32 protein-coding genes are annotated in these 26,031 nt (G+C 69.3%); 19 read left to right on the top strand and 13 right to left on the bottom strand.

Going from position 1 to position 26,031, the window contains the following annotated elements:
- Positions 1–23 precede the first annotated feature (23 nt).
- The 3 genes from choX to QFZ27_RS00285 form a co-directional block, all read right to left on the bottom strand.
- The gene (choX, locus tag QFZ27_RS00295) at positions 24–968 is read right to left on the bottom strand and encodes a choline ABC transporter substrate-binding protein (protein ID WP_429224082.1); all 945 of its coding nucleotides are present in this window, start codon (positions 966–968) and stop codon (positions 24–26) included.
- Between the two features lie 40 nt (positions 969–1,008).
- On the bottom strand, positions 1,009–1,503 hold the full coding sequence (locus QFZ27_RS00290; protein WP_429224081.1) for a thioesterase family protein: 495 nt from the start codon (positions 1,501–1,503) through the stop codon (positions 1,009–1,011).
- Positions 1,504–1,643: 140 nt separating this feature from the next.
- On the bottom strand, positions 1,644–2,771 hold the full coding sequence (locus QFZ27_RS00285) for a D-alanyl-D-alanine carboxypeptidase family protein (RefSeq protein WP_429224080.1): 1,128 nt from the start codon (positions 2,769–2,771) through the stop codon (positions 1,644–1,646).
- A gap of 391 nt (positions 2,772–3,162) precedes the next feature.
- Between QFZ27_RS00285 and QFZ27_RS00280 the strand changes: the two genes are divergently transcribed.
- The 6 genes from QFZ27_RS00280 (at position 3,163) to QFZ27_RS00255 (ending at position 7,764) form a co-directional block, all read left to right on the top strand.
- Entirely contained in the window at positions 3,163–3,792 is a 630-nt protein-coding gene (locus QFZ27_RS00280; RefSeq protein WP_429224079.1) for a S24 family peptidase, read from the top strand.
- A 109-nt stretch (positions 3,793–3,901) separates the two neighbouring features.
- The gene (locus QFZ27_RS00275; RefSeq protein WP_429224078.1) at positions 3,902–4,744 is read left to right on the top strand and encodes a branched-chain amino acid aminotransferase; all 843 of its coding nucleotides are present in this window, start codon (positions 3,902–3,904) and stop codon (positions 4,742–4,744) included.
- Positions 4,745–4,759: 15 nt separating this feature from the next.
- The gene (locus QFZ27_RS00270; RefSeq protein ID WP_429224077.1) at positions 4,760–5,443 is read left to right on the top strand and encodes an FkbM family methyltransferase; all 684 of its coding nucleotides are present in this window, start codon (positions 4,760–4,762) and stop codon (positions 5,441–5,443) included.
- 10 nt (positions 5,444–5,453) lie between these two features.
- The gene (locus QFZ27_RS00265; RefSeq protein WP_429224076.1) at positions 5,454–6,407 is read left to right on the top strand and encodes an acetyltransferase domain-containing protein; all 954 of its coding nucleotides are present in this window, start codon (positions 5,454–5,456) and stop codon (positions 6,405–6,407) included.
- A 95-nt stretch (positions 6,408–6,502) separates the two neighbouring features.
- The gene (locus QFZ27_RS00260) at positions 6,503–7,081 is read left to right on the top strand and encodes a sigma-70 family RNA polymerase sigma factor (RefSeq protein ID WP_429224075.1); all 579 of its coding nucleotides are present in this window, start codon (positions 6,503–6,505) and stop codon (positions 7,079–7,081) included.
- Entirely contained in the window at positions 7,078–7,764 is a 687-nt protein-coding gene (locus QFZ27_RS00255; protein WP_429224074.1) for an NrsF family protein, read from the top strand. Before QFZ27_RS00260 ends, QFZ27_RS00255 begins: the two co-directional genes overlap by 4 nt.
- Positions 7,765–7,777: 13 nt before the next feature.
- On the opposite strand, the gene QFZ27_RS00250 is transcribed toward QFZ27_RS00255, so the two are convergent.
- On the bottom strand, positions 7,778–8,458 hold the full coding sequence (locus QFZ27_RS00250) for a DUF1223 domain-containing protein (protein ID WP_429224073.1): 681 nt from the start codon (positions 8,456–8,458) through the stop codon (positions 7,778–7,780).
- A gap of 136 nt (positions 8,459–8,594) precedes the next feature.
- Between QFZ27_RS00250 and QFZ27_RS00245 the strand changes: the two genes are divergently transcribed.
- From QFZ27_RS00245 to QFZ27_RS00230, 4 genes are all read left to right on the top strand, one after another.
- Positions 8,595–9,092 (top strand): hypothetical protein, encoded by a 498-nt coding sequence (locus tag QFZ27_RS00245; protein WP_429224072.1) that lies wholly within the window; start codon positions 8,595–8,597, stop codon positions 9,090–9,092.
- The gene (locus QFZ27_RS00240; RefSeq protein WP_429224071.1) at positions 9,089–9,586 is read left to right on the top strand and encodes a hypothetical protein; all 498 of its coding nucleotides are present in this window, start codon (positions 9,089–9,091) and stop codon (positions 9,584–9,586) included. Before QFZ27_RS00245 ends, QFZ27_RS00240 begins: the two co-directional genes overlap by 4 nt.
- Before the next feature lie 83 nt (positions 9,587–9,669).
- Positions 9,670–10,026, top strand: a complete 357-nt coding sequence (locus QFZ27_RS00235; RefSeq protein WP_429224070.1) for a response regulator — start codon at positions 9,670–9,672, stop codon at positions 10,024–10,026.
- Between the two features lie 97 nt (positions 10,027–10,123).
- Positions 10,124–10,561: a nuclear transport factor 2 family protein gene (locus QFZ27_RS00230; protein WP_429224069.1), complete on the top strand. Its 438-nt coding sequence runs from the start codon at positions 10,124–10,126 to the stop codon at positions 10,559–10,561.
- A 12-nt stretch (positions 10,562–10,573) separates the two neighbouring features.
- On the opposite strand, the gene QFZ27_RS00225 is transcribed toward QFZ27_RS00230, so the two are convergent.
- Entirely contained in the window at positions 10,574–11,101 is a 528-nt protein-coding gene (locus QFZ27_RS00225; RefSeq protein ID WP_429224068.1) for an RNA methyltransferase, read from the bottom strand.
- A 116-nt stretch (positions 11,102–11,217) separates the two neighbouring features.
- Here QFZ27_RS00225 and QFZ27_RS00220 point away from each other — a divergent pair, with 116 nt between their 5' ends.
- Positions 11,218–12,297: an asparaginase gene (locus tag QFZ27_RS00220; RefSeq protein ID WP_429224067.1), complete on the top strand. Its 1,080-nt coding sequence runs from the start codon at positions 11,218–11,220 to the stop codon at positions 12,295–12,297.
- Here the strand turns inward: QFZ27_RS00220 and QFZ27_RS00215 are convergent.
- From QFZ27_RS00215 to QFZ27_RS00190, 6 genes are all read right to left on the bottom strand, one after another.
- Positions 12,294–12,920 (bottom strand): LysE family translocator, encoded by a 627-nt coding sequence (locus tag QFZ27_RS00215; protein ID WP_429224066.1) that lies wholly within the window; start codon positions 12,918–12,920, stop codon positions 12,294–12,296. The two genes, QFZ27_RS00220 and QFZ27_RS00215, sit on opposite strands and share 4 nt — an antisense overlap.
- Before the next feature lie 183 nt (positions 12,921–13,103).
- Entirely contained in the window at positions 13,104–13,466 is a 363-nt protein-coding gene (locus tag QFZ27_RS00210) for a hypothetical protein (RefSeq protein WP_429224065.1), read from the bottom strand.
- Complete coding sequence (locus tag QFZ27_RS00205) at positions 13,463–14,230, bottom strand: GNAT family N-acetyltransferase (RefSeq protein WP_429224064.1); 768 nt, start codon at positions 14,228–14,230, stop codon at positions 13,463–13,465. The genes QFZ27_RS00210 and QFZ27_RS00205 overlap by 4 nt, the downstream gene beginning before the upstream one ends.
- A gap of 361 nt (positions 14,231–14,591) precedes the next feature.
- The gene (locus QFZ27_RS00200) at positions 14,592–15,770 is read right to left on the bottom strand and encodes a pyridoxal phosphate-dependent aminotransferase (protein ID WP_429224063.1); all 1,179 of its coding nucleotides are present in this window, start codon (positions 15,768–15,770) and stop codon (positions 14,592–14,594) included.
- 335 nt (positions 15,771–16,105) lie between these two features.
- Complete coding sequence (locus tag QFZ27_RS00195) at positions 16,106–16,369, bottom strand: usg protein (RefSeq protein ID WP_429224062.1); 264 nt, start codon at positions 16,367–16,369, stop codon at positions 16,106–16,108.
- Positions 16,370–16,520: 151 nt separating this feature from the next.
- Positions 16,521–17,201, bottom strand: coding sequence for a GntR family transcriptional regulator (locus tag QFZ27_RS00190; protein WP_429224061.1), 681 nt, complete (start codon positions 17,199–17,201; stop codon positions 16,521–16,523).
- A gap of 111 nt (positions 17,202–17,312) precedes the next feature.
- Here QFZ27_RS00190 and QFZ27_RS00185 point away from each other — a divergent pair, with 111 nt between their 5' ends.
- From QFZ27_RS00185 to QFZ27_RS00160, 6 genes are all read left to right on the top strand, one after another.
- Positions 17,313–18,281 (top strand): TRAP transporter substrate-binding protein, encoded by a 969-nt coding sequence (locus QFZ27_RS00185; RefSeq protein ID WP_429224060.1) that lies wholly within the window; start codon positions 17,313–17,315, stop codon positions 18,279–18,281.
- A 64-nt stretch (positions 18,282–18,345) separates the two neighbouring features.
- A complete protein-coding gene (locus QFZ27_RS00180) occupies positions 18,346–18,870 on the top strand; it encodes a TRAP transporter small permease (RefSeq protein ID WP_429224059.1) in 525 nt (174 codons plus the stop codon).
- Entirely contained in the window at positions 18,870–20,150 is a 1,281-nt protein-coding gene (locus QFZ27_RS00175; protein WP_429224058.1) for a TRAP transporter large permease, read from the top strand. The genes QFZ27_RS00180 and QFZ27_RS00175 overlap by 1 nt, the downstream gene beginning before the upstream one ends.
- A 133-nt stretch (positions 20,151–20,283) precedes the next feature.
- Entirely contained in the window at positions 20,284–20,595 is a 312-nt protein-coding gene (groES, locus tag QFZ27_RS00170) for a co-chaperone GroES (protein WP_034840379.1), read from the top strand.
- A gap of 48 nt (positions 20,596–20,643) precedes the next feature.
- Positions 20,644–22,296 carry a chaperonin GroEL gene (gene groL / locus QFZ27_RS00165; protein ID WP_429224057.1) on the top strand — a complete coding sequence of 551 codons (1,653 nt, stop codon included), beginning with the start codon at positions 20,644–20,646 and terminating at the stop codon, positions 22,294–22,296.
- Between the two features lie 200 nt (positions 22,297–22,496).
- A complete protein-coding gene (locus QFZ27_RS00160; RefSeq protein WP_429224056.1) occupies positions 22,497–23,681 on the top strand; it encodes a L,D-transpeptidase family protein in 1,185 nt (394 codons plus the stop codon).
- 43 nt (positions 23,682–23,724) lie between these two features.
- On the opposite strand, the gene QFZ27_RS00155 is transcribed toward QFZ27_RS00160, so the two are convergent.
- Positions 23,725–24,375: a class I SAM-dependent methyltransferase gene (locus QFZ27_RS00155; protein ID WP_429224055.1), complete on the bottom strand. Its 651-nt coding sequence runs from the start codon at positions 24,373–24,375 to the stop codon at positions 23,725–23,727.
- Positions 24,376–24,499: 124 nt separating this feature from the next.
- Between QFZ27_RS00155 and QFZ27_RS00150 the strand changes: the two genes are divergently transcribed.
- Both QFZ27_RS00150 and QFZ27_RS00145 read left to right on the top strand, forming a co-directional pair.
- Complete coding sequence (locus QFZ27_RS00150) at positions 24,500–24,691, top strand: hypothetical protein (protein WP_429224054.1); 192 nt, start codon at positions 24,500–24,502, stop codon at positions 24,689–24,691.
- Complete coding sequence (locus tag QFZ27_RS00145) at positions 24,688–25,029, top strand: DUF488 domain-containing protein (protein WP_429224053.1); 342 nt, start codon at positions 24,688–24,690, stop codon at positions 25,027–25,029. The genes QFZ27_RS00150 and QFZ27_RS00145 overlap by 4 nt, the downstream gene beginning before the upstream one ends.
- Here QFZ27_RS00145 and ubiA read toward each other — a convergent pair whose 3' ends face one another.
- Complete coding sequence (gene ubiA, locus QFZ27_RS00140; protein ID WP_429224052.1) at positions 25,030–25,953, bottom strand: 4-hydroxybenzoate octaprenyltransferase; 924 nt, start codon at positions 25,951–25,953, stop codon at positions 25,030–25,032.
- Positions 25,954–26,031: the final 78 nt, after the last annotated feature.

Raw genomic sequence — 26,031 nt, 5'->3', positions numbered from 1 at the left:
CGGCCCCGCCCGGTCCGCGGGTCTCAGCTGCTCTTCAGCGAGGCCTTGACCGCATCCAGCCCCGGCTTGCCGTCGATGGTGGTGACCCCGTCGAGCCACTTGGTCAGCAGCTCGGGGTGCTCGGTCAGCCACTTCCGGGCGGCGGCGTTCTGGTCCATGCCGTCGTCCAGGATCATCAACATCATCTGGTTCTCGGTGTTCAGGTCGAACACCAGCTGCTTGGCGAATTTCTGCAGGTTCGGGCAGCCCGCGATCCATTTCTGGTTGGCCAAAGTGCGCACCGTGGCGCCGCCGTAGTTCGGGCCAAAATAGGCGTCGCCGCCGCTCAGATAGTCGATCTTGTACTTGATGTTCATCGGGTGCGGCGCCCAGCCCAGGAACACCACCCATTCGCCGCGCCGTGCGGCGCGGTCGACCTGGGCCAGCATCGCCTGCTCGCTGGCCTCGACCAGGTTCCAGTCGCCGAGGCCGAACTCGTTCTTCCCGATGATGGTCGACAGGTTCTTGTTGGCGGAGGAGCCCGGCTCGATCGAGTAGATCGACTTGCCGAACTTGTCGGCGAATTTCTGCAGGTCGGCGAAGTCCTTGACCCCGGCCTCATAGGCCTCGCGGTTGACCGCCAGCGTCACCTTGGCGTCGTCGAGATTGGTGCCGATCAGCTCGACGCCCTGCTTCAGATAGGGATCGACCATCTCGGTCTGCGACGGCATCCAATTGCCGAGGAACAGGTTCACCTGGTTGTTCTTGAGCGATTCGAAGGTGACCGCGACCGACAGCATGTCGACCTTCGGCTCGTAACCCAGGCCGGTCAGTACGGTCTGGGCGAGGGCGGTGGTCGAGGTGATGTCGGTCCAGCCGACATCCGACAGCTTGATGGTCTTGCAGGCCGCGTCGTCGGCCCGGGCGGCCCCGGCGGGCACCAGCGCGGCGATCGCCGCGGCGGCGAAAAGAAAACGTCTCGCGTTCATCACTGCCTCCTGTCTGTCCTCATGGGAACGGCGGGCGTTGTCAGCCCTTCTCGTCCTCCGCACCGGCCTCATGGGCGGCGCGGATCTCGCTCAAGCGGTCGTGGATCTCGGCCTCGAACGGCGCGACCTTCGGGACGGTCGCGTCGATCGACAGGTTCAGCACCTCGCTCTCGGCCAGCACGGTGCCGTCCGCGGCGAGGCGCATGATGTGGTGCAGGGTGAAGCGCTTGGCATCCATCGCGCCCAGCCGGGTCTCGACTGCCACCTCGTCGCCGGCGTGCGCCTCGCGCCGGTAGCGAATCTTCATCTCGCCGGTGAAGACGGTGCGCCGGCTGCGCGTCCGATAGGCGGCGTCGATGCCGGCGAATTCCAGGAAGGCGTCGGTGGCGTGGCTGAAGATGACGGCGTAATAGCCGTCATTGAGATGGCCGTTGTAATCGGTCCACTCCGGCCGCACCGCCTTGCGGTGCAGCCGCAGCGGCGTCGCGATCGTCCGGTCGGACGGGGATGTCGGGTTGGCCGCGATCGCTGGCATCCGCCGGTTGGTCCTCACCTGCGGCCCGTCTCTGTTCGGACGGGCTCGGATGCAGGCGATGCTACGCGGCGACCGCGCGCCTCATTGACCGAAGGCGACGCCGACCTGATCGAAAGCGGCGCACCGCCAGGGTCGCTGGCTCAGAAGCCCAGCAGCAGGCCGAGCTTCATGCCGAGGGTCCGGAAGATCGACGCCTCCGGCATGTCCTGGGCGGCGACCAGCGGCACCTTGCGCACCGGCCCCTCCGGCGGCGCGATGTCCAACTCGCCCAGCACCTGGCCCTTGGCGATCGGCGCCTCGATCGGCTCCTGGAACCGGGCAGTGACCGTCATCTTGTCGAAATCGGCCGGTTGCAGAGTCATGGCCAAGTCCTGCGCCACGGTCACCGGCACCTTGTCCTCGGTGCCGAGCCAGACCGTCGCCTCGTCGACCGTGGCGCCGGCCTTGAACAGCGGGTACAGGCGGAACTGGCTCCAGCCCCATTCCAGCAGGCGGGCGCCCTCGTCGGCGCGCGACTGCATGCTGGGCAGGCCGTTGACCACCAGGATCAGCCGGCGGTCGTCGCGAATGCCCGAGGCGGTCAGGCCGTAGCCGCCGGAATCGGTGTGGCCGGTCTTGATCCCGTCCACCCCCATGTCGCGATACAGCAGCGGGTTGCGGTTGCCCTGCTTGATCTTGTTCCAGGTGAACTCCCGCTCGCCGTCGTAGCGGTAGTATTGCGGGAAGTCCGAGATCATCCGCTCGGCCAGGATCGCCAGGTCGCGCGCGGTCGAATAATGCTCTGGATCCGGCAGGCCGTTGGACGTGACGAAGTGGCTGGCGTTCATGCCCAGCTTTTTTGCCATCTCGTTCATGCGATCGGCAAAGGCGGTCTCCGACCCCGCCAGGCCCTCGGCCAGCACCACCGCTGCATCGTTGCCGGACTGGATCAGCAGGCCGCGCAGCAGGTCCTCGACCCGGATGGTGTCGTTGATCTGGACGAACATCTTCGACCCGCCGGTCTGCCAGGCTTTCTTGCTGACCGGGAACTTGGTGTCGAGCGTGATCCGGCCGTCCCGCAGCGCGTCGTAGACCAGATAGGCCGTCATCATCTTGCTCATCGACGATGTCGGCATGCGCTCGTCCGCGGCCTTCTCCATCAGCACCGTGTCGGTGGTGGTGTCGATCAGGATCGCCTGCTTGGCGATGGTGTCGACCGTGGCCGCGTGGGCGGGCAGCGCGGCAAGGACGGCGAGAAGAACGGTGGCACGGAGGAGGAGGGCCGGCATCGCGATCTTGATCATGGGACGGGGCATGGACCGCAGGGATAGCGTCAACTGAGGCCGCTGCCAACCAAAGCCTGTCACGACTGCCCCGCGGCGAAGCGCGCAGGTGCCTCGCGGCGAAGTGCGTAACGCAAGGACGCGCCGGTGAGAGGGCATGCATAGGAAACCTGAACCTATCGCCTTACTCGCTCTCCTATCCCTTTCGGGTCATAGCGCAAAGGTCGCGTCGCTTGTACAATGCCAGGTGTGGTGGGGGCCACGTTTGTCGAATAAGCGAGATGCAACATGGGGGATCTCAGGGTACTAGGAAAAGAAACATATTCATTTTTAGGTAAGTTTTATGAATAATTACGCTCTTACACGTGGCGCAACGCCCCCGGGAGACATTGGTCCCATGCTGAAGCACGCCGACATCTGGGCGGCGATCGATCGTCTCGCCAAGCTCAACGGGTTGTCCGCCTCCGGCCTCGCGCGCCGCTCGGGACTCGACCCCACGACCTTCAACCCCAGCAAGCGCCAGTCCAGCGACGGCAAGCTGCGCTGGCCATCGACCGAAAGCATCTCGAAGATCCTGGATGCGACCGGCAGCTCGATCGCCGCCTTCGTGCGGCTGATCGACGACGGTTCGGGGCTGCCGGCCCGCCGCATCCCGGTCGTCGGCCATGCCCAGGCCGCCGCCAACGGGCTGTTCGACGATGCGGGCCGCCCGGCTGGCAAGGGATGGGACGAGGTGGACTTCCCCAACCTGTCCGACCCCACCGCCTATGCGCTGGAGATCGCCGGCAACGACATGGCGCCGATCTACCGGGACGGCGACGTCGTCGTCGTCTCGCCGGCGGCCGGGCTACGGCGCGGCGACCGGGTGGTGGCCAGGACGGTCGGCGGCGAGCTCCTGGTCGGCGAGCTGGTGCGGATCAGCGCCAACCGGATCGATCTCAAGTTGCTGTCGGGCGATCAGGCGCAGCAGTCGCTGAAGCTGTCCGACGTGGCCTGGAAGGCCCGCATCGTCTGGTCGAGCCAATAGCCTGAGGCCCTGCACTGGGCGCAGGCTGGGCCATCCGCCGGGCGGTGTTGGCGCCGCCCGGCCGCTCGCCTATGCTCCGCCGGTAAACGATGCGGGATCGGACGGACACATGGCGAGACGAGCGTGGACCTTCCTCGACGGCTCCTGGCAGGAGGGCAATCCGCCGATCATGGGGCCGCTGACGCATGCCGCCTGGATGGCCTCGATCATCTTCGACGGCGCCCGCGGCTTCGAAGGCGTGGCGCCGGACCTTGACCGCCACTGCGTCCGGGCCGTGGCCTCGGCCAAGGCCATGGGGCTGGAGGCGACCTTGCCCGCCGAGGAGATCGAGGCGCTGGCCCGCGAGGGGCTGCGCCGCTTCCCGGCCGACGCCGCGGTCTATATCCGGCCGATGTTCTGGGCCGAGGACGGCTGGATCGAGCCCGACCCGGCGGCGACGCGCTTCTGCCTGTCGATCTATGATTCGCCGCTGCCGCAGCCGGGCGAGGACAGCGCCTGCTTCGCCCAGGGGCTGCGCCGGCCGTCGCCGGAGATGGCGCCGACCCTGGCCAAGGCCGCCTGCCTGTACCCGCAATCCGGCTTCGCCATGCGCCAGGCCAAGCAGCGCGGCTTCACCAATGCGGTGATGCTGGACCCGATCGGCAATGTCGCCGAATTCGCCACCGCCAACATCTTCATGGCCAAGGGCGGCGCCGTTCACACTCCGGCGGCGAACGGCACCTTCCTGGCCGGCATCACCCGCCGCCGGGTGATCGAGCTGCTGCGCCATGACGGAGTCGAGGTGGTCGAGCGCGCGATCCGGCCGGGTGATCTGGCGGATGCCGACGAGATCTTCCAGACCGGCAACTTCGCCAAGGTGCTGCCCTGCACCCGGCTGGAGGACCGGCACCTGCAGCCCGGGCCGCTCTACGCCAAGGCCCGCAAGCTGTATTGGGAGTGGGCTCACTCCTGAGCCCGAGCAGGCCCGATGAGCGACACCGTTCCGCCCGAGCCGGTCTCCAAGGACACGCGCAACCTGGTCCGGGTGCTCGAGCACCAGGGCATCACCCTGGTGTTCGACGTCGGCGCCAATGTCGGCCAATACGCGCAACGGCTGCGGCGCGGCGGCTATGCCGGGCGGATCGTCTCGATCGAGCCGCTGTCGGCCGCCCATGCCGCGCTGACCGCGGCGGCCGCCGGCGATCCGGACTGGGCGGTCGAGTCGCGGCTCGCGCTGGGCGACGGTGACTCCCCGGTGACGCTGCAGGTCTCGGGCGAGAGTGACATGAGCTCGGTGCTCGATTTCACTGCCGAGATGGCGGACCTGCTCGACGGGTCGGCCTATGTCGGCACCGAGGTGGCGTCGCAGGCGCGCTTGGAGCGCATCTTCCCCCGCCACGCCCGGCCGGACGACCGGGTGCTGCTGAAGATCGACACCCAGGGCACCGAGCGCCGGGTGCTGGACGGCGCGCGCGGCGTGCTGCCGCGCATCGCCGCGGTGCAGATGGAGCTGTCGATCGTGCCGGTCTATGACGGCGAGCCATCCTATCGCGACACTATCCAGCACATGGCCGAACTGGGCTTCGTGCCGGCGCTGTTCATCCCCGGCTACTTCAACCGCCGCACCGCCCGGCTGATCGGCATGGACGGCGTGTTCGTGCGGCCGGGCTGACCCGAACCCGATGCCAACCTCCCCGCGTCCCGGCCGCCTGCCGGTCGTCGACCTGCTCCGCGGCCTGGCGCTGCTGGCGATGGCGCTCTACCACTTCTCCTGGGACCTGAGGTTCCTCGGCTTCGTCGACTGGGATCTGGTGGGTGACGCCGGTTGGGTCGCGGCGCGCTACCTGATCGCCGGCAGCTTCCTGGCCCTGGTCGGCGTCGGCCTGGTGCTGTGGCATGTGCAGGGGCGCGACTGGCGGCGCTGGGCCATCCGGCTCGGCAAGGTGGTGGCCGGTGCCATCGCGGTCACGGTCGCGACCTGGTACGTGATCCCCGGCGAATTCATCTTCTTCGGCATCCTGCATTGCATCGCCGTCGCCAGCATCCTCGGCCTGCTGTTCCTGCGCTTGCGCCCTGCCGTGAACCTCGTCCTCGGCCTGGCCGTGATCGCGCTGCCGATCCTGTGGCGTTCGCCCCTGTTCGATCATGCTTGGCTGCTTTGGACCGGGCTGGGCACCCAGCCGCCGCGCAGCAACGACTACGAGCCGCTGTTCCCCTGGTTCGGGCCGGTGCTGCTGGGCATTGCCGCGGGCCGATGGTGGCTGCGGGCCCATGCCCCGGGCGGCAGCGTCGACGGCGGCATCCTGGGCCGGCCGCTGCGCTGGGTGGGCCGGCACAGCCTGGCCGTGTATCTGATCCATCAGCCGGCGCTGATCGGTCTCCTGCTGCTGGTCGGCATGGCGGTCGGCCGCGACCCGCAGGCGATGCTGTCGCCGCCGCCGGATCCGGCGCCGCTGCTGATCGACTGTCAGGTGCAATGCGAGCAGCGGGGCGGGAGCGCCGAGGGGTGCCACGGCTATTGCGGCTGCATGGTCGATGGGCTCAAGGCCCAGACTCTGTGGCCGGCGCTGCGGCCGGATGCGGCGCCCGAACTGAAGGATCGCCTGCGCGACCTGGCCGCCGTCTGCAGCCGGTAGCGCAGCCTCAAATATGACGGAAAATTAGCTCGCCTGGCATCGGCCGGGGCCCTAGTCTCGGCGCCGATGTCCGGATTGCCCCGCCGATCGCTGCCATGAGCCCACCCGATGCGGACAGCCGGTCCGGCGTGGTGCGGGATGTCGGCTGGTCGGCGCTGATGGTCCAGGCGCAGGCGGGCGACCGGGCCGCCTATCACCGGCTGCTGATCGAGATCACGCCCTATCTGCGGGCGCTGGCCCGCCGGTCGCTGCATCGCCCGGCCGATGCCGAGGACGCGGTGCAGGACGTGCTGCTGACCCTGCACAGCATCCGCCGGACCTATGACCCGACCCGGCCGTTCCAGCCCTGGCTGGTGGCGATCGCCCGGCGGCGGATCGTCGACCGGGTGCGCATCCAGATCCGCACCACCGGCCGCGAGACGACGATCGAACCGTTCCAGGAAACCTTTGCCGCCCCCGAAACGAATGAGATGGGGATGGAAGCCGATTCGATCACGCTGCGGCGCGCGATCGCGGAACTGCCGCCGGGCCAGCGCCAGGCGGTGGAGCTTCTGAAGCTGAAGGACATGTCGCTGAAGGAGGCATCGGCGGCCAGCGGCGCGTCGGTGCCGGCGCTGAAGGTCGCGATGCATCGCGCGCTGAAGGCGCTGAAGGGGGCGTTGGGACCGAAATGACGGAGACGGGGCAGACTCGCACCGAGGACCTGATCGCGCAGCTCGCTGCCGATGCACAGCCGGTGCGCCCGCTGCGGCCGCCGATGCTGCGGGCCCTGTTCTGGCTGGCCGTCGCCGCTCTGGTGATCGGAACCGTCGTCGCGGCCTTCGGCATACGGCCCGATTTCATGGCGGAGATGGGCGAGACCCACTACCAGCTGGAATGGGCGGGCTCGCTGCTGACCGGCATCCTTTCGGCCGTTGCCGCCTTCCATGTCAGCCTGCCGGACCGCTCGCGCGCCTGGGCGCTGCTGCCGCTTCCCGGCCTCGCGTTATGGCTGTTCTCGATCGGCTATGGCTGCCTGACGGACTGGGTGCGCCACGGGGCGGAGGGTTTCGCTCTCGGCGTGAGCTTCTTCTGCTTCCGGTCGATCCTGCTGATCAGCATCCCGCTGTCGGTGCTGCTGCTGGCGATGCTGCGTCTTGCCGGGCCGGTGCGCCCGATTCCCACGATCGCCAGCGGGATGCTGGCCGCGGCGGCGCTGTCGGCCTGTGGCGTCTCGATGTTTCATGGCGACGAGGCGACGCTGATGGTGCTGATCTGGCATGGCGGCGCCGTGGCGCTGCTGGTCGGTCTGGGTACCCTGCTGAACCGCCGCCTGTTCGGCCTGTTCGCGCCACGCCCGGCCAACCAGGCCGGCTGAGCAGAGGGCCCGGCTACAGCCGGGCCGCTCCCAGTATCCGGCCGTCCGCGGCCTGCAGCAGCACGGCCGTCCGATCGCCTTCCGGCCGGGCCGCGGCGATCGTGCCGCCAGGCGACCAGCCGTCCAGCCGGGTCAGGCTGCGGACGACGTTGCGGTCGACCAGAGTGCGGCCGGCATTCTCGCCCCGCCGCACCGGCGTGTCGTGCCGGTCGTCGAAGCCGACCAGCCACAGCACCGCATCCGCCGGCGCTTCTGGGCCTACCGCCACCTGCAGCGCCGCATCCGACGCGGTCAACGTCAGCGGCACCGACGGGTCGGATCGGGCATCAGCGATCGCCGAGTCCAGCGCCGCGCGGTCGGAGCCGACGACGTCGCGGCCGCCATCGACCACCGCCTGCGGCGTGTAGACTTGGCTCGACCCCATCTGCGCGGCATAGGCGCCCTGCCGCGCCGTGGCCCAGGCGCTCGAGAACGGGTCCACCCAGCCCAGCCGGTTCCAATAGTCGACATGGAAGGCCAGCGGCAGCACCTCCGGCCGGTCGGCCAGCGTCGCCAGCAGCGCATCGGCGGGCGGGCAGGAGGAGCAGCCCTGCGAGGTGAACAGCTCCACCACCACCGGCCTCTCTGCGGCGACGGCGGCAGGAGCGGACAGCGTAGCCAGCGCGAGCAGGCCGGTGAGAAGCGGTCGGGTCATGTCCTGTCCCTGAAGCGAAACCTGCCCCCGGTTCGGCTCGGTCCGGCACCTGGTTACGACCGGAAACACGAGAGGGCTTGATTCGCGATTGATAATCGTTCTCAAATAGGTCGACCGTTCACACGGAGAGTCCAGAATGGACGAGGACCAGATCACCGAGCCGAGCGACCGCCGCGCCCTGCCCTTTGCCGAGCAGCTGGTGCTGTGGGCGCTGCGGCTCAGCGTCGTCGGGCTGAAGACCGGGGCGCCGACCGACCATCCGGTGCTGCTGGCGTTTCGCAAGGTCGGCGCCGAGGCGGCGGCCGAGCGGGTCGGCCTGCTGACCCGCATCATCGGCTTCGGTGCCGAGCGGCGGGTGCAGATCGGCGTGCCCTGCGCCTTCACCGTCACCGAGGATGAGCGCCGGATCCTGGACCTGGTCGCGATCGGCCAGTCGGGCGTGTCGGGCACGCTGATGCTGCGCGGCATGCTGTCGCCGGCCGCCTGCCGCGCGGCGGCCGGACTATGCGCCGAGCTCGGCGATCTGCTGGCGGAGGCGGGGATGATCCTGCAGCGGCCGGCCGCACCGCCCCGGCCGCTTCCGATCCCGGCCAACCTGCCGTCCTTCGGCTTGGTCCGGGCGGCGCTGTCATGAGCGACGAGGCGCATGACTGCGACGATGCCGGCGCACCGCCGCTGACCCGGGCCGAGACGCTGGTGCTGTGGGCGATGCGCGCCTGGGTCGCCGGCCATCGCCACGGCATTCCCGTGCTCGCCAACCTGCGCACCGCCTTCCGCAACGAGGGCGCGCCGGCGGCGGCCGAGGCGGTGGACGACCTGATGGGCTTCATCGCCAATGGCGCCGGCCGCACCATCCAGGTGAACTGCCCGCGCTGCCGCCAGGTGACGGAGGATGAGCGGCTGCTGCTCGACGTTGTGGCGCTGCACCAGCAGGGCGAGACGCTGTGGGTGCCGTTCCTGGCCCGCGCCATCCTGACGCCGGCCGCCACCCGGCTGTGCGGCCAGCCTTTCGCCGCGGTGGCGGACGCCCTGCAGGATGGCGGCATCGTGCTGCCGGCGGTGGCCGGCCAGGTGCCCCCGCCGGAGGCCGCTGCCCACACCATCCCGGCCGCAGCCACGATCCACTGACGAACCCGGTCAAGGAGGGTTGCCCCCGGCCCGGTTTGTCGCCATGAATCGGGTCGGGATTGCAGGAAGCGAACAACCAACTGATGTGTGGCGGACGTGTGTTGCTGGTCGAGGACGACGTGCTGGTGCGTCTCCTCGCCGTGGAGGCCCTGATCGATGGCGGCTTCGACGTGGCGGAGGCGGCGGACGGGCCGGAAGCGCTGCGCCTGCTCGACGGTAGCGAGTTCGACCTGCTGATCACCGATGTCGGCCTGCCGGGCATGTCGGGCGCCGAGCTGGTCGTCCAGGTGCGGCGCGAGCGGCCGGCGCTGAAGGTGCTGTTCACCACCGGCTACGGCATCGAGGACGGGGTGCCGGCCGACCTGCCCACCCTGCGCAAGCCCTACGCCGCCGACGCCCTGGCATCGACCGTGCGGTCGCTGCTGGCGGCAGGCGCGTAGCACGCAGCAAGAAACGGGCAGGCGACTGCCGATCCGAACCCCAGGCTGACGATCAAGGCCGTTCCGCGGCCGATCGGACCAGCCATAGGGGAAGTGGATGACTCATCAATCCGGCGACCAGCACTCCGCCATGCAGCTCCTGGAGCGGATGTTCGCGGTGGAGATGGCGTTCCTGAACGCGGAGACCGAGGATCTCGGGGCTCTCGCGGGGGCCTTCCACCCGGATGTCGTGGTGCATGAGCCGTCGTCGCTGCCCTATGCCGGCGACTGGACCGGGCTTGCAGGAGTCGGTGCCCTGTTCCGCCGGATGCGCGAGGTCTGGAGCGACATCGGCGTGGATGGCCTGGAGGCCGTTCGCACCGGCGACACCGTCTTCATGACCTGCACGCTGCACGTGACGGCGCGGCGCAGCGGCGAGGCCGTCAGCCAACCATTCGCCGAGGTCCTGCGGTTCCGCGACGGGCGGCTGGTCGACGGCCTGCCATTCTACTACGACACGGGCGCGCTGGCGGCGGCGCTCGCGTCTGGCCGCTGAGAGCAGACTCTCTCAGCCCTGTCCCACGATCGGGCCGCCATGAACGTGCGGCGGCACCTCCTCGGTCGGGCCGCCCGGCATGATCGGCCGCGGCGCGAAGCGGCCGAGCGAGACCAGCCGGTCATACATCACCAGCGCACCCGCCAGGGACAGGTTCAGCGAGAAGCGGGTCGGGATCTGCACGATGTGGTCGCAGCGCGCCACCATCTCCGGCGACAGGCCGCCGCGCTCCGACCCCAGCACATAGACCGCCCGGCGCGGATGGCGGAAGCTCGGCAGGGCGACGGACTCGGCCATCAGCTCGATCCCGACCAGCGCGCAGCCCTGCGGCAGCGTCAGGGAGGCGACGTCGGGATAGGTGTAGAGCGGCACTGTGCCGGCGGCGCTGGAGGTGTCGCTCCAGCCGAAATCGACCGTCTCGGTCACCGGAGCCACGGTGAAGCAGAAGGCCGCGCCGAAGGCATGGCCGGTGCGTAGCAGGGCGCCGATGTTCATCGGCTTGCTGATGCCCTCGCAGCCGATCGCGAAATAGCCTTTCATCCGATCCCGTCCGTGTCGTCCGGCCCTATATTCTATCCCGGCGAACTTGCCCCGCGAATGGCAGGAGGGCAAGGTGCGCGCCGGAGGCGGCCCCGCTTCATCCTGCCGAGACGACCATGACCGACCATCACGATCACACTCACGGGCACGACCACAGCCATGCCGCTGGCACCGCCGATCTTGCCGGCGGCGGCGCGCCGATCCTGGTCGAGGTCACCCGCGGCTCGGTGGTGGAGAGCCGGCATCGCGGCAGCGCTCTGATCGTCGACCGCAGCGGCGGGGTGCACGGCCATTGGGGCGATATCGGCCGGCCGGTCTATGCCCGCTCGGCGATCAAGTCGCTGCAGGCGATCCCGCTGGTCGAGAGCGGCGCCGCCGACGCCTTCGGTCTGGGCGACGAGGAGCTTGCGCTGGCCTGCGCCTCGCATGGCGGCGAGCCCGGCCATGTCGAGCGGGTGGCCGCCTGGCTGGCGAAGATCGGCCTGTCCGAATCCGACCTGGAATGCGGCACGCACCTGCCGTTTCATGAGGGCTCCGCCCATGCGCTGGTGTGCCGCCACGAGCATCCCTCGACCCTGCACAACAACTGCTCCGGCAAGCACACCGGCTTCCTGACCGCCGCGGTCCATCTCGGCGAGAAGACCAAGGGCTACATCCGCTACGACCACCCAGTGCAGCAGCGCATTCTCGGCGTGCTCGAGCAGATGACCGGCTGCGGCCTCGGCGACGCGGCCTGGGCGGCCGACGGCTGCTCGATCCCGACCATCGCCGTCCCGCTGGAAGGCCTGGCCTTCGCCATGGCCCGGATCGCCGATCCGGCCGACCTGCCGGAAAAGCGCCGCGACGCGGTGCTGCGGATCCGCAAGGCGTGGGCGGCGCAGCCCTTTCTGGTGGCCGGCACCGGCCGCTTCGACACCGAGATCATGCAGGCCTGCCGCGGCCGGGTGATGACCAAGGTCGGGGCCGAGGGCGTGTTCTGCGCCGCCCTGCCGGAATACGGGCTCGGCGTCGCGCTGAAGATCGAGGACGGGGCCGAGCGGGCGGCGAATGTCGCCATGGCCGCGATCCTGAAGCGGATCGGCGCGCTGGACGACGCCGACCCGGAGATCGCCGGCCGCTGGCTGGCGCCGGAGATCAAGACCCGGCGGGGTGTGACCGTCGGCGCGGTCCGCGGCGCCGACGGCCTGGCCGGCTAGTTCGCCCGGTTCCAGGCGGCGGTGGCGAAGCCGGCGGCGACCAGCACGCCGGCGCCGGCCCGGTTGATCAGGCGCAGCACCGACGGCTTGCCGATGGTGTCGCGCAGCCGGGCGCCGATCCAGGCATAGGTGGCGGCGTTCAGCGCGGCGAGGGTGACGAACGTGCCCTCCAGCACCACCATCTGCGGCAGCAGCGGCGCTTCCGGATGCACGAACTGCGGCAGGAAGGCGACGAAGAAGACGATGCTCTTCGGGTTCAGCGCGGTCACCGCGAAGGCGTGCAGCAGCATGGCGCGGGGCGACCGGCCGGCATCCGGCGCCACCAGTCCGTCCGCCTTGGGCGCGGCGCGCCACAGCTTGACGCCGAGATAGACCAGATAGGCGGCGCCGATCCATTTCAGCACGGTGAAGGCGCCGGCCGAGGCCGCCAGCAGGGCGCCCAGCCCCAGCATCGACAGGGTCATCGCCGTCAGGTCGCCCAGCGCCACGCCGGCCACGATCCACCAGGCATGCGACCGGCCGCGGCCGAGCGCGTAGGACAGCACCAGGGTGACGGTCGGGCCCGGGATGATCAGGACCACGAAGGCGGCGAGCAGGAAGGCGAACCACAGGTCGAGCGACATGGCGACGGCTCCTTATGCGAGGGGCCAGCAATCCATGGCGCCAAAGATTTGTCCAGCGGCGACCGGTGCCGCCGGTGAAGGATCCATGCTACCGCTTCTTCCGTCCCAGCCGCTTGGCATTGGCCGAGGCGACGCGATGGGCCGGGGCCAGGCCGGCATCGGCCAGGGCGGCGGCATCCGCCATCAGCCGCTGGCCATCTCCGCGGCCTGGCCCGTGCTCGCCGTCAGCCAATGCTGCCACGTGGTCGCCGGACTGGCCGCCAGCGCGGCGGCGCCGAGCTGCGCCTGGGCGCCGAACCAGCCGGCCCAGCCCCATTGCGCCGCCGCCAGCCGGCTCGCCACCTGGACCCCGGTCTCGGCCGCCACCGCCATCTTCTCGGTCACCATGCGGGTAAATTCGGGACGGCCCAGCGCCGCCGGATCGCCGGCGGCCAGCGCCAGCATCAGGCTGCGGTGGCCGATCGTCTGCCCGGCCGCGACGGACATCTCGACCATCAGCGTCAGGGGATCGGTCGGCCGGCGGCGTGTCGCTCTCGTCTTGCTCATTTTGTCCGTGTGTTGCCGAAATTCAGCTGGGTGCCGACCGGACGGAAGCCCAGCCTGGCGTAGAGCGGCTCTGCCCCCGCCGCGGCGGACAGCCAGGCCATCTCGCCGCCGTCGAAATAGGCGTCGAGCAGCCGGCGGCACACCGCCTCGGCCAGACCGCGGCGGCGGAAGGCCGGCCGGGTCCCAACCGCCGCCAGCTCGGCCGTGTCGCCGCCGATCAGCAACAGCCCGCTCGCCGCGGGAATTCCATCGAGCCGGACGAGGGCGGCCCGCCGGCTGCCGCGGGCCAGGCCTTGGCGCAGCCGGGCGCGGAAATCCGCCGCCCCGGCGGCGTCCAGCGGCTGGTCGAAGGCCTCATGCTGGACCAGCATCAGCCCGTCGAGCGCCGTCTCGTCCTCCGCCGTCAGCAGATGGGCCGGGCTGTTCGCGGCGGGCCTGTAGGCGTCGCGATGCAGGATCATCAGCGGCGCCTCCATCTCGCGCTCATAGCCCATGGCATAGAGCGTCGGGGACAAGGCGGGATGCAACTCGCGAAAGAACTCGACGCGGAAGCGCCGGCCGGCGGCGTCGAAGGCCTGTTGCAGCTCGGCCACCGCCGGCCGCCAGTCGGGGGCCGGGGCGACCGGCACGGCGAAGCTCTGGATCGGGTCGTCGCTGGCCTCGGAGACGAACAGCGCGAAGGGGCCGACATCGGCGCGCTGCCGGCCCTCGGTCGCGGCCGCCAGGGTGTTGGGGACCAGGCGCTGCAGCAGCACCCGGTTCACGGCCGACCTCCAGCCACGACGGCTGCGGCGGGTTTGCGAGGCCTTTTCAGAATTCGATCACTTGGACCGACGCGTGCTTTCCATTCTCCCCCTCCCCTCGCGGGAGGGGGTAGGGGGAGGGGGTGTCGATGACGGGAGCCGGTGTGAAATCGGTCAGGATTCCTGCGGGGCCGGTGGTGACGCCCACCGTCAATTCCAGCGGCGCCAAACCCCTCTCCCTTCCCCCCTCCCGCAAGGGGAGGGGGAGGATGAAAAGGGATAGGTCGGCCCGAACGGTGGCGTTCTGAAAAGGCCCCACAAGCGGGAGAGGCAACGAACAATGCCCGACGGGTGTGCAGATGAAATGTATGAATGCCGCAGGTCACGACAGCGCGGGCAGCAGGCGGTCCATCGCGGTCTGCAGCCGCTCGACCGATCCGGCGAAGCACAGCCGCAGATGGCCCTCGCCGCCAGGCCCGAAGGCCGAACCGGGGGCGAGGCCGACATTGGCTTCGTGCAGCAGGCGCAGCGCCAGGGCCCGGCTGTCCGGTTCGCCCTCGACCCGGAAGAACAGGTAGAAGGCGCCGTCCGGGCGGGTCAGCCGGACCCGCGGCGCTTCGGACAGCCGGCCGATCACCAGGTCGCGCGCGGTGCGGCAGCGGTCGACCTGGCTCTGGATGAAGTCCTCGCCCTGCTCGATCGCGGCGACCGCGCCATGCTGCAGGAAGGTCGGCACGCCCGAGGTGTTGAACTGCTGCAGGTTCTCATAGACCTGCCCCAGCTCCTCCGACGCCACCACCCAGCCGATGCGCCAGCCGGTCATCGCCCAGTTCTTGGAGAAGGTGTTGACCACCACCAGCCGGTCCTGCGGCGCGGCGATCGACAGGAAGGACGGCGCGACGGGCCGGTCGTAGACGAAGCGGGCATAGACCTCGTCGGCGACGATCCAGATGCCGCGGGCGCGGCAGAAATCGAGGATCGCCTTCTGCTCCTCCGCCGTCAGCGTCCAGCCGGTCGGGTTGCCGGGGCTGTTCAGGAACAGGGCGCGGGTGCGCGGGCCGCAGGCGGCGAACAGCCGATCCAGGTCCAGCCGCCAATGGCCGTTCTCGACCCCGATCGGCACCGGCACGGTGCGGCCGCCGGCGATCTCGACGGCGCTGAAGATGTTCGGCCAGACCGGGGCGGGCAGGACCACCTCGTCGCCCGGCCCGACCAGCGCCTGCATGGTCATCATGATCGCCTGCATGCCGCCGATCGTGACGTAGATCCGGCTCGGCGACACCGTAGTCCCGGCGATCCGGCCGACATAGCCGGCCAGGGCCTCGCGCAGCGGCGGGATGCCGCGCTGCCAGGTGTAGAAGGTCTGGCCCTCGAGCAGGGCCCGGTTGGCCGCCTCGGCGATGAAGGCCGGCGTCGGCTGGTCGCCCTCGCCGACCCATAGCGGGATCAGACCGGGCTTGCCGCGCCCGGCATTGACCACCTCGACGATGCCGCTTTCCGGCAGCCGCGCGATGTCGGGGCGGATGCCGCCCAGAAGACCCGCCGCTATATGTCCGTCCACGCTGACCTCTCCCTGACTTCGCGGCGGAGGGTAGCAAGACGGGGCGGCGGGCGTCATCCGCGGCCGGCGCATGGGCGTCGCGCGGCCGAAGCGGGGAGCGATATTTCCCGGGAACCGATCGCGGAGCGCATTGTTAGGAGGGGTGAGGCCCCAACGGCGCTGGGTTGCGAGCGGCTTCGGTCGCCCACCAGCGGCGGGCCTCGGCGGCCCGGCGGATCCCTCCCCGTCGCAGCCGTGTGATGCAGGACCCCGTGACCGGATCCCCCCTCCAGGTCACGGGCGGCGGCGGGGCATTTTAACGGCCCCGCCGCCGACCTGCCTCTTCAATCCTGATCTCAGTGCAGCCGGAACTCGGCGTCGCAGAGCCGCAGATCGGCCGGTTTGACCACGCTGGCGGCGGCAACCCGGACCGAGTGCAGCCTGCCTTCGATATTGTGGCTCCAGAAGTCGAGGAACCGATGCAGCTCCGGGAAGCGCGGGGCGAGGTCGAGCTTCTGCCACACGAAGGTCTGCAGCAGCCCCGGATGATCGGGCAGATGATACAGGATCTCCGCGGTGGTCAGACGGTAGCCCTGCAGCTGACGTTCCAGATCGGTCATTCCTTCACCATCCCTTTCCGCAGGCCCGCCTTGACGGGCGGGTCTATGAAAGAAATGTGATGTGGATTTCCGATGCGGGCAAGGGTATATGTAATAATATCAATATATTAGCAGCAACCCGGCAGGAGTGCTGCCAAATCTGCTGCGGCCATTAGGCGAACAGGTCGCGATGGTCGCGCTGCACCGTCGGCAGGGCCCGCAGGATCTCCGACAGATGCGCCCGCAGCGCCGCCTCGGCGCCATCCGGATCGCGACGGTCGATCGCCGCGAGGATCACCCGGTGCTGTTCGATCAGCCCCGGCAGGGATGAGGCCGAAGGCAGCGTCAGGTGGCAGACGCGGTCCATATGCGCCTTCAGGTCCTCGATCACGGTCCAGGCCGATGGACAGCCGGCGCCCTCGGCGATCGCCGCATGGAAGGCCTCGTCGGCGCGCTGGAACTCGTAATGCTCGCCCGCCGACGCCGCCAGCTCCTGCGCCTCGAGGTGGAAATCGATGCGGGTGCGGACCCGGGCATCGAAGCGCTCGCAGGCGCGCCGCACCACCGCGCTCTCCAGCGATTCGCGGACGAAGCGCGCCTCCAGCATCCGTTCGACCGAGATCTTGACCACGAAGGTGCCGCGCCGCGGCAGAATCTCGACCAGGCCGGACCGGGCGAGGGCGATGAAGGCCTCCCGCACCGGCTGCCGCGACACGCCGTAGCGCAGCGCGATCTCCTGCTCCGACAGCGGCGCACCGGGCTGCATGGCCAGGGTGACGATGGCCTTGCGGATCTCCAGCTCGATCAGCCGGGCGATGCTGGTGGTCTGGTCGAGCAGATCGAGTGGCGCCATGCGGTCAGGCTCGCGACGGATATTGCATCAGGTCAAGTACCATACTAGGCTCACTCTTACCATACTAGACGGCGGCCTGATTATACCAGGCGATCAAAGGGGAGGCGTTTCGTGAGATCCATTGCGGCATTGGTCCTGGGGGCGGCGCTGTCGCTGGCCGCCCTTCCGGCTTCGGCGCAGACGCTGCGTTCGGCCGATATCCACCCCGACGGTTATCCGACGGTGGTGGCGGTGCAATATCTCGGCGAGCTGATGGAGCAGCGCACCGGCGGGCGGATCAAGATCCAGGTGTTCAACAACGCCCAGCTCGGCGCCGAGAAGGACACGATCGAGCAGACCCGGTTCGGCGTGATCGACATGAACCGGGTGAACACGGCGCCGTTCAACAACCTGGTGCCGGAGACGCAGGTGCTGGGGCTGCCCTTCCTGTTCCGCTCGGTCGACCACATGCACAAGGTGGTGGACGGCCCGATCGGCGACGAGATCCTGAAGGCGTTCGAGCCGCACGGGCTGGTCGGCCTGGCCTTCTACGATTCCGGCGCCCGCTCCTTCTACACCACCAAGAAGGCGATCCACTCGATCGAGGACATGAAGGGCCTGAAGCTGCGGGTCCAGCAATCCGACCTGTGGATCGCGATGATGCAGGCCTTCGGTGCCAACCCGACGCCGATGGCGTTCGGCGAGGTCTATTCGTCGCTGGAGACCGGGGTCGTCGACGGGGCGGAGAACAACTGGCCGTCCTACGAGTCCTCGCGCCACTTCGAAGTGGCGAAGCACTACACCCTGACCGAGCATTCGCTGACCCCCGAGGTGCTGGTGATCTCGAAGATCGCCTGGGACAAGCTGTCGCCCGACGACCAGGCAACGCTGCGCCAGGCGGCCAAGGAATCAGTGGCCAAGATGCGCGAGCTGTGGACCGCGCGGGAAAAGGAGTCGGAGGCGAAGGTGCGGGCCGGCGGCGGCGAGATCATCACCGTCGACAAGGCGGCGTTCTCGGCCGCGATGGGGCCGGTCTACGACAAATTCGTCACCACCGACGCGATGAAGTCGCTGGTGGAGCGCATCCGCGCGGTGCAGTGACGTTGTGCCATCCGGCCGGCCCCGTGCGCGGGGCCGGCCTTTTTGTCATGGGAGATCGGTCGGAATGGCTTCCGTCCTGGCTCTGACCCGCCGGACCCTCGGCGTCCTGTCCACCGGCGCCCTTTGGGTGGCCGGCTTCGGCATGCTGGCGATGACCGTCACCGTCGGCTGGCAGGTCTTCGCCCGCTACGTGCTGAACGACACGCCGAGCTGGGCCGAGCCGGTGACCCTGCAACTGATGGGCTGGTTCATCCTGCTCGGCGCCGCGGTCGGGGTGCGCGAGAGCTTCCACCTCGGCCTCGACCTGCTGCAGCAGGTGCTGCCGGCGGGGGTCAACCGGGTGCTGGAGGCGGTCAACCTGCTGCTGATCCTCGGCTTCGGCGTCGCCATGGTCTGGTATTCGGTCCAGTTGGCGATCGGCACCTGGACCGCGACCATCCCGGTGCTCGACCTGCCGGGCGGCTTCGACTTCATCCCCCTGGTCATCGGTGGCGCGCTGATTGCGCTGTTCGCCGCCGAGCGGTTGTTCGAACAGATTGCCGGCGTCGAGCACGAGGCGGCGGTCGAAGGCGTGCAGGAGCTGGCGTGATGGAGCTGTGGGTCCTGTTCGGCGGTTTCACGCTGCTGATCTTCATGGGCATGCCGATCGCCTTCTGCCTCGGCATCTCTGCGCTGGCGACGGTGCTCTATATGGGCCTGCCGCCGGTGGTGGTGTTCCAGCAGATCAATTCCGGCATGAACGCCTTCGCCATGATGGCGATCCCGTTCTTCATCTTCGCCGGCGACCTGATGATCCGCGGCGGCATCGCGGCGCGGCTGATCCGCTTCGCTGCCAGCCTGGTCGGCCATATGCGCGGCGGCCTGGGCCAGGTCAATGTCGTCGCCTCGACCCTGTTCGGCGGCATCTCCGGCTCGGCGGTGGCCGACGCCTCGGCGATCGGCGGGCTGATGATCCCGCAGATGGCCGCGCGGGGCTACGCCCGGGACTACGCGGTCAACGTCACCGCCAACTCCGCGATCATCGCGCTGATGATCCCGCCGTCGAACAACATGATCCTCTATTCGATCGCGGCGGGCGGCAACGTCTCGATCGCCGACCTGTTCACCGCCGGAATCATCCCCGGCCTGCTGCTGGCGGCCGCGCTGATGGTCACCGCCTATGTCGTCGCCCGCCGGCGCGGCTATCCATCCGACCCGTTCCCGGGGCTGCGCGCCGTCGGCCGCTACCTGGTCCTGGCGCTGCCCGGCATCCTTCTGATCGGCATCATCTTCGGCGGCGTCCGCTCCGGCGTCTTTACCGCGACCGAAAGCTCCTGCATCGCGGTGATCTACGCCTTTCTGGTCGCGCTGCTGGTCTATCGCGAGCTCGACTGGCACGGCTTCGTCGAGGCGGTGCAGGGGGCGGTGCGGACCACTGCCATGGTGCTGCTGGTGATCGGCACCGCCGGCGCCTTCGGCTGGCTGATGGCGCTGCTGCAGGTCCAGACGGCGACGGTCCAGGCGATCCATGCCATCTCCAGCGACCCGCTGACGGTGCTGCTGCTGATCAATGTCGCGCTGCTGATTCTCGGCACCTTCATGGACATGGCGCCGATGATCATCATCTGCACCCCGGTGCTGCTGCCGGTGGTCAAGGCCTTCGGCATCGACCCGGTGCATTTCGGCGTGATCCTGATCCTCAACGCCGGCATCGGCCTGAACACGCCGCCGGTCGGCTCGGTGCTGTTCGTCAGCTGCGCCGTCGGCAAGATCACGATTCGCGAGGCGATGCGCACGATCTGGCCGTTCTTCGGCGCCTCGATCGCGGTGCTGCTGGCCGTGACCTATATTCCCGCGCTCTCGCTGTGGCTGCCCGCGGTCTTCCGCTGAGAGAATCTGCGCACGGGCCTTGACCCGTTTCCACCGTTCTCTTAAATGCGTAGCACTCACCAGCCGAGAGTGCTAACACCGGCTGGAACAAGTCCTGTACGCAAGTCTCTGAACGAGAGAGTGGGAGAAAACGATGCAATTCCGTCCCCTGCACGACCGAGTGCTGGTGCGTCGCATCGAGCAGAACGAGAAGACCGCTGGCGGGATCATCATCCCGGACACCGCCAAGGAAAAGCCCCAGGAGGGCGAGGTCATCTCGGTCGGCGCCGGCATCCGCGACGAAGCCGGCAAGCTGCAGCCGCTGGACGTCAAGGCCGGTGACCGCATTCTGTTCGGCAAGTGGTCCGGCACCGAGGTCAAGCTCGACGGTCAGGATCTCCTGATCATGAAGGAGAGCGACATCCTCGGCATCATCACCGTGAAGAAGTCGGCCAAGGCGGCCTGATCCGCCCCGTCGCCTTCACCGAATCCCAATAGATTGAGGAATAACAATATGGCAGCGAAGGACGTCAAGTTCTCGCTCGACGCGCGCTCCCGCATGCTGCGCGGCGTCGACATCCTGGCCGATGCGGTCAAGGTCACGCTCGGCCCCAAGGGCCGCAACGTCGTGCTCGACAAGTCGTTCGGCGCGCCGCGGATCACCAAGGACGGCGTCACCGTCGCCAAGGAGATCGAGCTCGCCGACAAGTTCGAGAACATGGGCGCGCAGATGGTGCGCGAGGTCGCGTCGAAGACCAACGACCTGGCCGGTGACGGCACCACCACCGCGACCGTGCTGGCCCAGTCGATCGTCCGCGAGGGCGTCAAGGCGGTGGCCGCCGGGCTGAACCCGATGGACCTGAAGCGCGGCATCGACAAGGCCGTCGAGGCCGTCGTTGCGGACCTCAAGACCCGGTCGAAGGTCATCAAGACCAACGCCGAAGTCGCCCAGGTCGGCACCATCTCCGCCAATGGCGAGCGCGACATCGGTGAGATGATCGCCAAGGCCATGGAGCGGGTCGGCAACGAGGGCGTGATCACGGTGGAAGAGGCCAAGAGCCTCGACACCGAGCTCGAAGTCGTCGAAGGCATGCAGTTCGACCGCGGCTACCTGTCGCCGTACTTCATCACCAATGCCGAGAAGATGATCGCGGACCTCGAGGCTCCGTACATCCTCCTGCATGAGAAGAAGCTGTCGAACCTGCAGGCCATGCTGCCGGTGCTCGAGGCGGTGGTGCAGTCGGGCAAGCCGCTGCTGATCATCGCCGAGGACGTCGAGGGCGAGGCGCTGGCCACCCTGGTGGTCAACAAGCTGCGCGGCGGCCTGAAGGTCGCGGCGGTCAAGGCCCCGGGCTTCGGCGATCGCCGCAAGGCGATGCTCGAGGACATGGCCATCCTGACCGGCGGCCAGGTGATCTCCGAGGATCTCGGCATCAAGCTCGAGAGCGTCACGCTCGACATGCTGGGCCGGGCCAAGAAGGTCCTGATCGCCAAGGAAGAGACCACGATCGTCGACGGCGCCGGCGCCAAGAAGGACATCGAGGGCCGCTGCAACCAGATCCGGGCGCAGATCGAGGAGACCTCCTCGGACTACGACCGCGAGAAGCTGCAGGAGCGTCTGGCCAAGCTGGCGGGCGGCGTCGCGGTGATCCGCGTCGGCGGCGCCACCGAGATCGAGGTGAAGGAGCGCAAGGATCGCGTCGACGACGCGATGCACGCCACCCGCGCCGCGGTTGAGGAAGGCGTGGTCCCGGGCGGCGGCACGGCCCTGCTCTACGCCTCCAAGGCGCTGGACAAGGTCAAGCATGACAACGACGACGAGCGGGTCGGCATCGACATCGTCCGTCGCGCGCTGCAGGCGCCGGTCCGTCAGATCGTCACCAACGCGGGCGGCGACGCCTCGATCGTTGTCGGCAAGCTGCAGGACAAGAACGACAAGAACTGGGGCTACAACGCCCAGACCAGCGAGTACGGCGACCTGATCAAGGCCGGCGTCATCGACCCGACCAAGGTCGTGCGCGCCGCGCTGCAGAACGCCGCGTCGGTGGCCAGCCTGCTGATCACCACCGAGGCCATGGTGGCCGAGCATGTCGAGAAGAAGCCGGCCGCTTCGGCGCCGGGCGGCGGCATGGGCGGCATGGGTGGCATGGGCGACATGGACTTCTGATCTGCCGATCGGATCATCCAAACGTCGAATTGTGGAGGGGCGCTCTTCGGAGCGCCCCTTTTTTGCCATATCGACCGGCGATGCAAGACTCCTGGGGCCGCTGCAGTCTTTCGATTGCCGGGCCGAATACCGGCAACTAAATGAATGCAACGGCCCCGGGTTCGACCACCCGGCCGTCCGAGACGGAAGGGAAAATCGCGATGACCGCCTGTTCCAAGAGCGCGCCGTACCACCGCGGGCCGATCGCCCGCGCCGCCCTGGCGGTCGCCTCGATCCTGGTGCTGGCCGCCTGCGTGCCGGCCGGGACGCAGCAGACCGCCAGCCTGCCGGCGCCGGAGCAGCCGGCGCCGCCGCCCGTGTCGCCCTTCGTCCAGGCGATGCGCGACGCCGGCGTCAATGTCGCGATCCCGGCGCGCGGCAAGTTCATCCTGGTCAACATCCCGTCCTACGAGCTGATCGCCTTCCAGGACGGCGCTCCGGTGCTGCGCAGCAAGGTCGTGGTCGGGGCCGCGGGAACATCGACGCCCGAGCTGATGTCGAACATGTACGCGATCAAGTACAACCCCGACTGGACGCCCACGCCGTCGATCGTCCGCAACGAGGCCAGCGAGTACATCCCGTCGGGTCCGCGCAGCCCGCTCGGCCGGATCAAGCTCGAGCTCGACAACGACCAGTCGATCTATCTGCACGACACGCCGCAGAAGAGCTATTTCGGCCGCGAGAAGCGGGCGCTGAGCCATGGCTGCGTCCGGGTCGAGCAGGTCCGGCAGCTGGCGGCCTGGGCCGATGGCGTCAGCGTCGACGAGATCGACCGCAAGATCCGCACCGGCCGCATGTACAGCGAGCGCCTGCCGGAGGAGATCCCGGTCTATATCGGCTACTATACCCGCTTCCCGGACGAGTTCGGCCAGCCGGTGGACCACCCGGACGTCTATGCCAACAAGGACGCGGCGCGGCAGGCCTATCTGGCCCGCTCCGCCAGCCGCCGCGCCGCCGCGGCGAAGAAGGCGGCCGCGCCGCCGGCCCAGCCCCCGGCCGAGATCATTCCAGGCCAGACAGCGCCGGGCCAGACCGTCCCGGGCCAGACCGTGCCCGCGGCGCCGGGCGGCGAGACCACCGTGCCGCCGGCCGCGGCCCCGGGCGAGATGCCGCCGGCAATCCCGGCCCAGCCCGCAGGCCCGACGACCACCGCTCCGGTAGCGCCGGTTGTCCCCGCCGCGCCGGCGGAGACCCCCGCGGTTCCCACCGCCCCCGCGGCCCCGGCCGTGACCGAGCCTGCCGCTCCGGCCACCACCGCTCCGGCGGCTCCCGCCGTCGCGCCGCCCCCGGCAACCGTCCCGGCCGCCCCTGCGACCACCACGCCGCCGGCGCCGCCCACCAACTGATCGTTCGGGCCGGGTTCGCGGATGCGAGCCCGGCCATCGGGCCTCAGCCCGGCAGCACGCGCCAGACCACGGCCTCGCGCACGGCGCGGTCCTCGATCTCGACGCTGGTCGGCACCTGGTGGCGGGCGATCTCCTCCAGCCCGTCCTGGGGCCGGTAGGCGCGGCCGGGGTCGCCCAGCAGCACGGTCTTGCCTGCCCCGGCCAGGGCCCGCAGCCAGGGCATCACCCGGTCCGACATCGGCTTTTCGTAGCAGACGTCGCCGGCGCAGACGATGTCGATGCCATCCAGCGCCTCGCCGATGCGGTCGCCGCCGTCGGCCTCGACCGTGCAGCCATTGGCTGCTGCGTTCAGCCGGATCGCCGCCACCGCGATCGGGTCGATCTCCGCCGCCATCACCGCCGCGGCGCCGGCCCGGGCCGCGGCCAGGGCGACGATGCCGGAGCCGGAGGCGAAGTCGAACACCCGCTTGCCGGCGACGCTGTCCGGATGGTCCAGGATGTACCGCGCCACCGCCTGGCCGCCGACCCAGGCGAAGGCCCAATAGGGCGGCGGCAGCCCGGTGCGGCGCAGCGACTCCTCGGTCGCCTGCCATAGCGGCGTCACCTCGGTGGCGAGGTGCAGCACCAGCTCGGGCAAGAGCGGCGGTCGGGTCGGCGCCGTGTTGGCGCGGATGAAGGCATCGATGTCGTCCATGGCGCCCTTCCTATCCTGCAGGGCGGCGTTGAGCCATGGAGTCTTGATGTCCGGTGCCGGAATGCGGAAGATTCGGGCAACGGCGACGGCGCAGACTGTCGCCGCAGAGCGAGGAAACGACGAGATGGCGAGCCGCCATGTGCCGGCCCGGCCGAAGGACGGTCCGGCCGAAGACGAGATCGGGGAATGTAGCTCCCCGCCCTGTTACCTGCATGAGATCGACCCGGCCTATGCCGGCCTGGACCCGAAGCCGAAGGCCAAGCCCAAGGCGGAGCCTTCGCCCAAGGCCCGGAAACGCGACGAGGCCGGCTCATGATCCGGGTCAAGCGCGTCTACGACCCGCCCGAGGAGGGCGACGGCTATCGCATCCTGGTCGACCGGCTGTGGCCGCGCGGCCTGACCAAGGAGCAGGCGGCGCTCGACCTCTGGCTCAAGACCGTGGCGCCGAGCGACGAGCTGCGCCAATGGGTGCATCAGGGGCCGGAGAAGTGGCCGGAATTCTGCCGCCGCTACCATGCCGAGCTCGACACGCACCCGAACGCGGTGGCCTTCCTGCGGCAGAAGAGCAAGGACGGGTGGGTCACGCTGCTCTATGCCAGCCGTGACGAGCGCCAGAACAACGCCGTCGTTCTGGCCAAGTATCTCGGCGGCTGATCAGGCGAGAGCGCGTCCGGCCACGAGGCCGGCCAGGACCATGAGGCCGAACCAGCGGTTCGAGTTGAATTTGGCCAGGCAGTCGGCCGGCCGGTCTGGGACCAGCGCCGCCACCTGCCAAGCCAGCTGCGCCGCGCCGACGGCCAGCGGCAGGAGGAAGGGCAGGGGTGCCAGCCCGGCCAGGAGACCGGCGGTGCCGATGCCGAGGACGGTCAGCGCGTAGAAGCCGGCGACCCAGCGCCGGGTGGCGCCGCCGAACAGCCGGGCGGTCGATTTGAGGCCGATGCGGGCGTCGTCCTCGATGTCCTGCAGCGCGTAGATCGTGTCGTAGCCCAGCGTCCAGCAGACGCCGGCGGCGAACAGGATCAGCGAGGGCAGGGCCAGTTCGCCGGTCACCGCGGTCCAGCCGACCAGCGCGCCCCAGTTGAAGGCCAGGCCCAGGAAGAATTGCGGCCACCAGGTGATCCGCTTCATCAGCGGATAGGTGAAGACCACCAGCAGCGAGGCGATGCCGAGCCCGACGGTCGTGCTGTTGAACTGGATCAGCACCAGGAAGCCCAGCAGCAGCTGGGCGATCAGGAACAGAACCGCCTGGGTCGGGCTGATCGCGCCGCTCGGGATCGGCCGCGTGCGGGTGCGCGCCACCCGGCCGTCGAAGTCGCGGTCCAGGATGTCGTTCACCGTACAGCCGGCGCCGCGCATCACCAGCGCGCCGATGGCGAACAGGACGACGTACCACAGGTCGATCCAGCCGAACCCGGCCGGCCTGGGGGCCATCGCCAGCCCCCACCAGCAGGGATAGAGCAGCAGCATGACCGGCTTCGGCCGATCCAGCCGGGCGAGCGTCAGGTAGGGCCGGACGCCGGGCGGCGCCCAGCGGAGCAGCCGGCTCTGGGGCCGCATGTCGGAGGCGGTGTCGGTCATGATCCTGTCGCCGATGGCGCGTGCTGGCGCATCAGTAGCGCCGTTGCGGACCGCCGGCAAAGGCCGAGATACGACGGA

The sequence above is a fragment of the Inquilinus ginsengisoli genome (assembly GCF_050434925.1).
GTDB lineage: Bacteria > Pseudomonadota > Alphaproteobacteria > DSM-16000 > Inquilinaceae > Inquilinus > Inquilinus ginsengisoli_B.
This window is presented reverse-complemented; position numbering and strand designations above follow the sequence as displayed.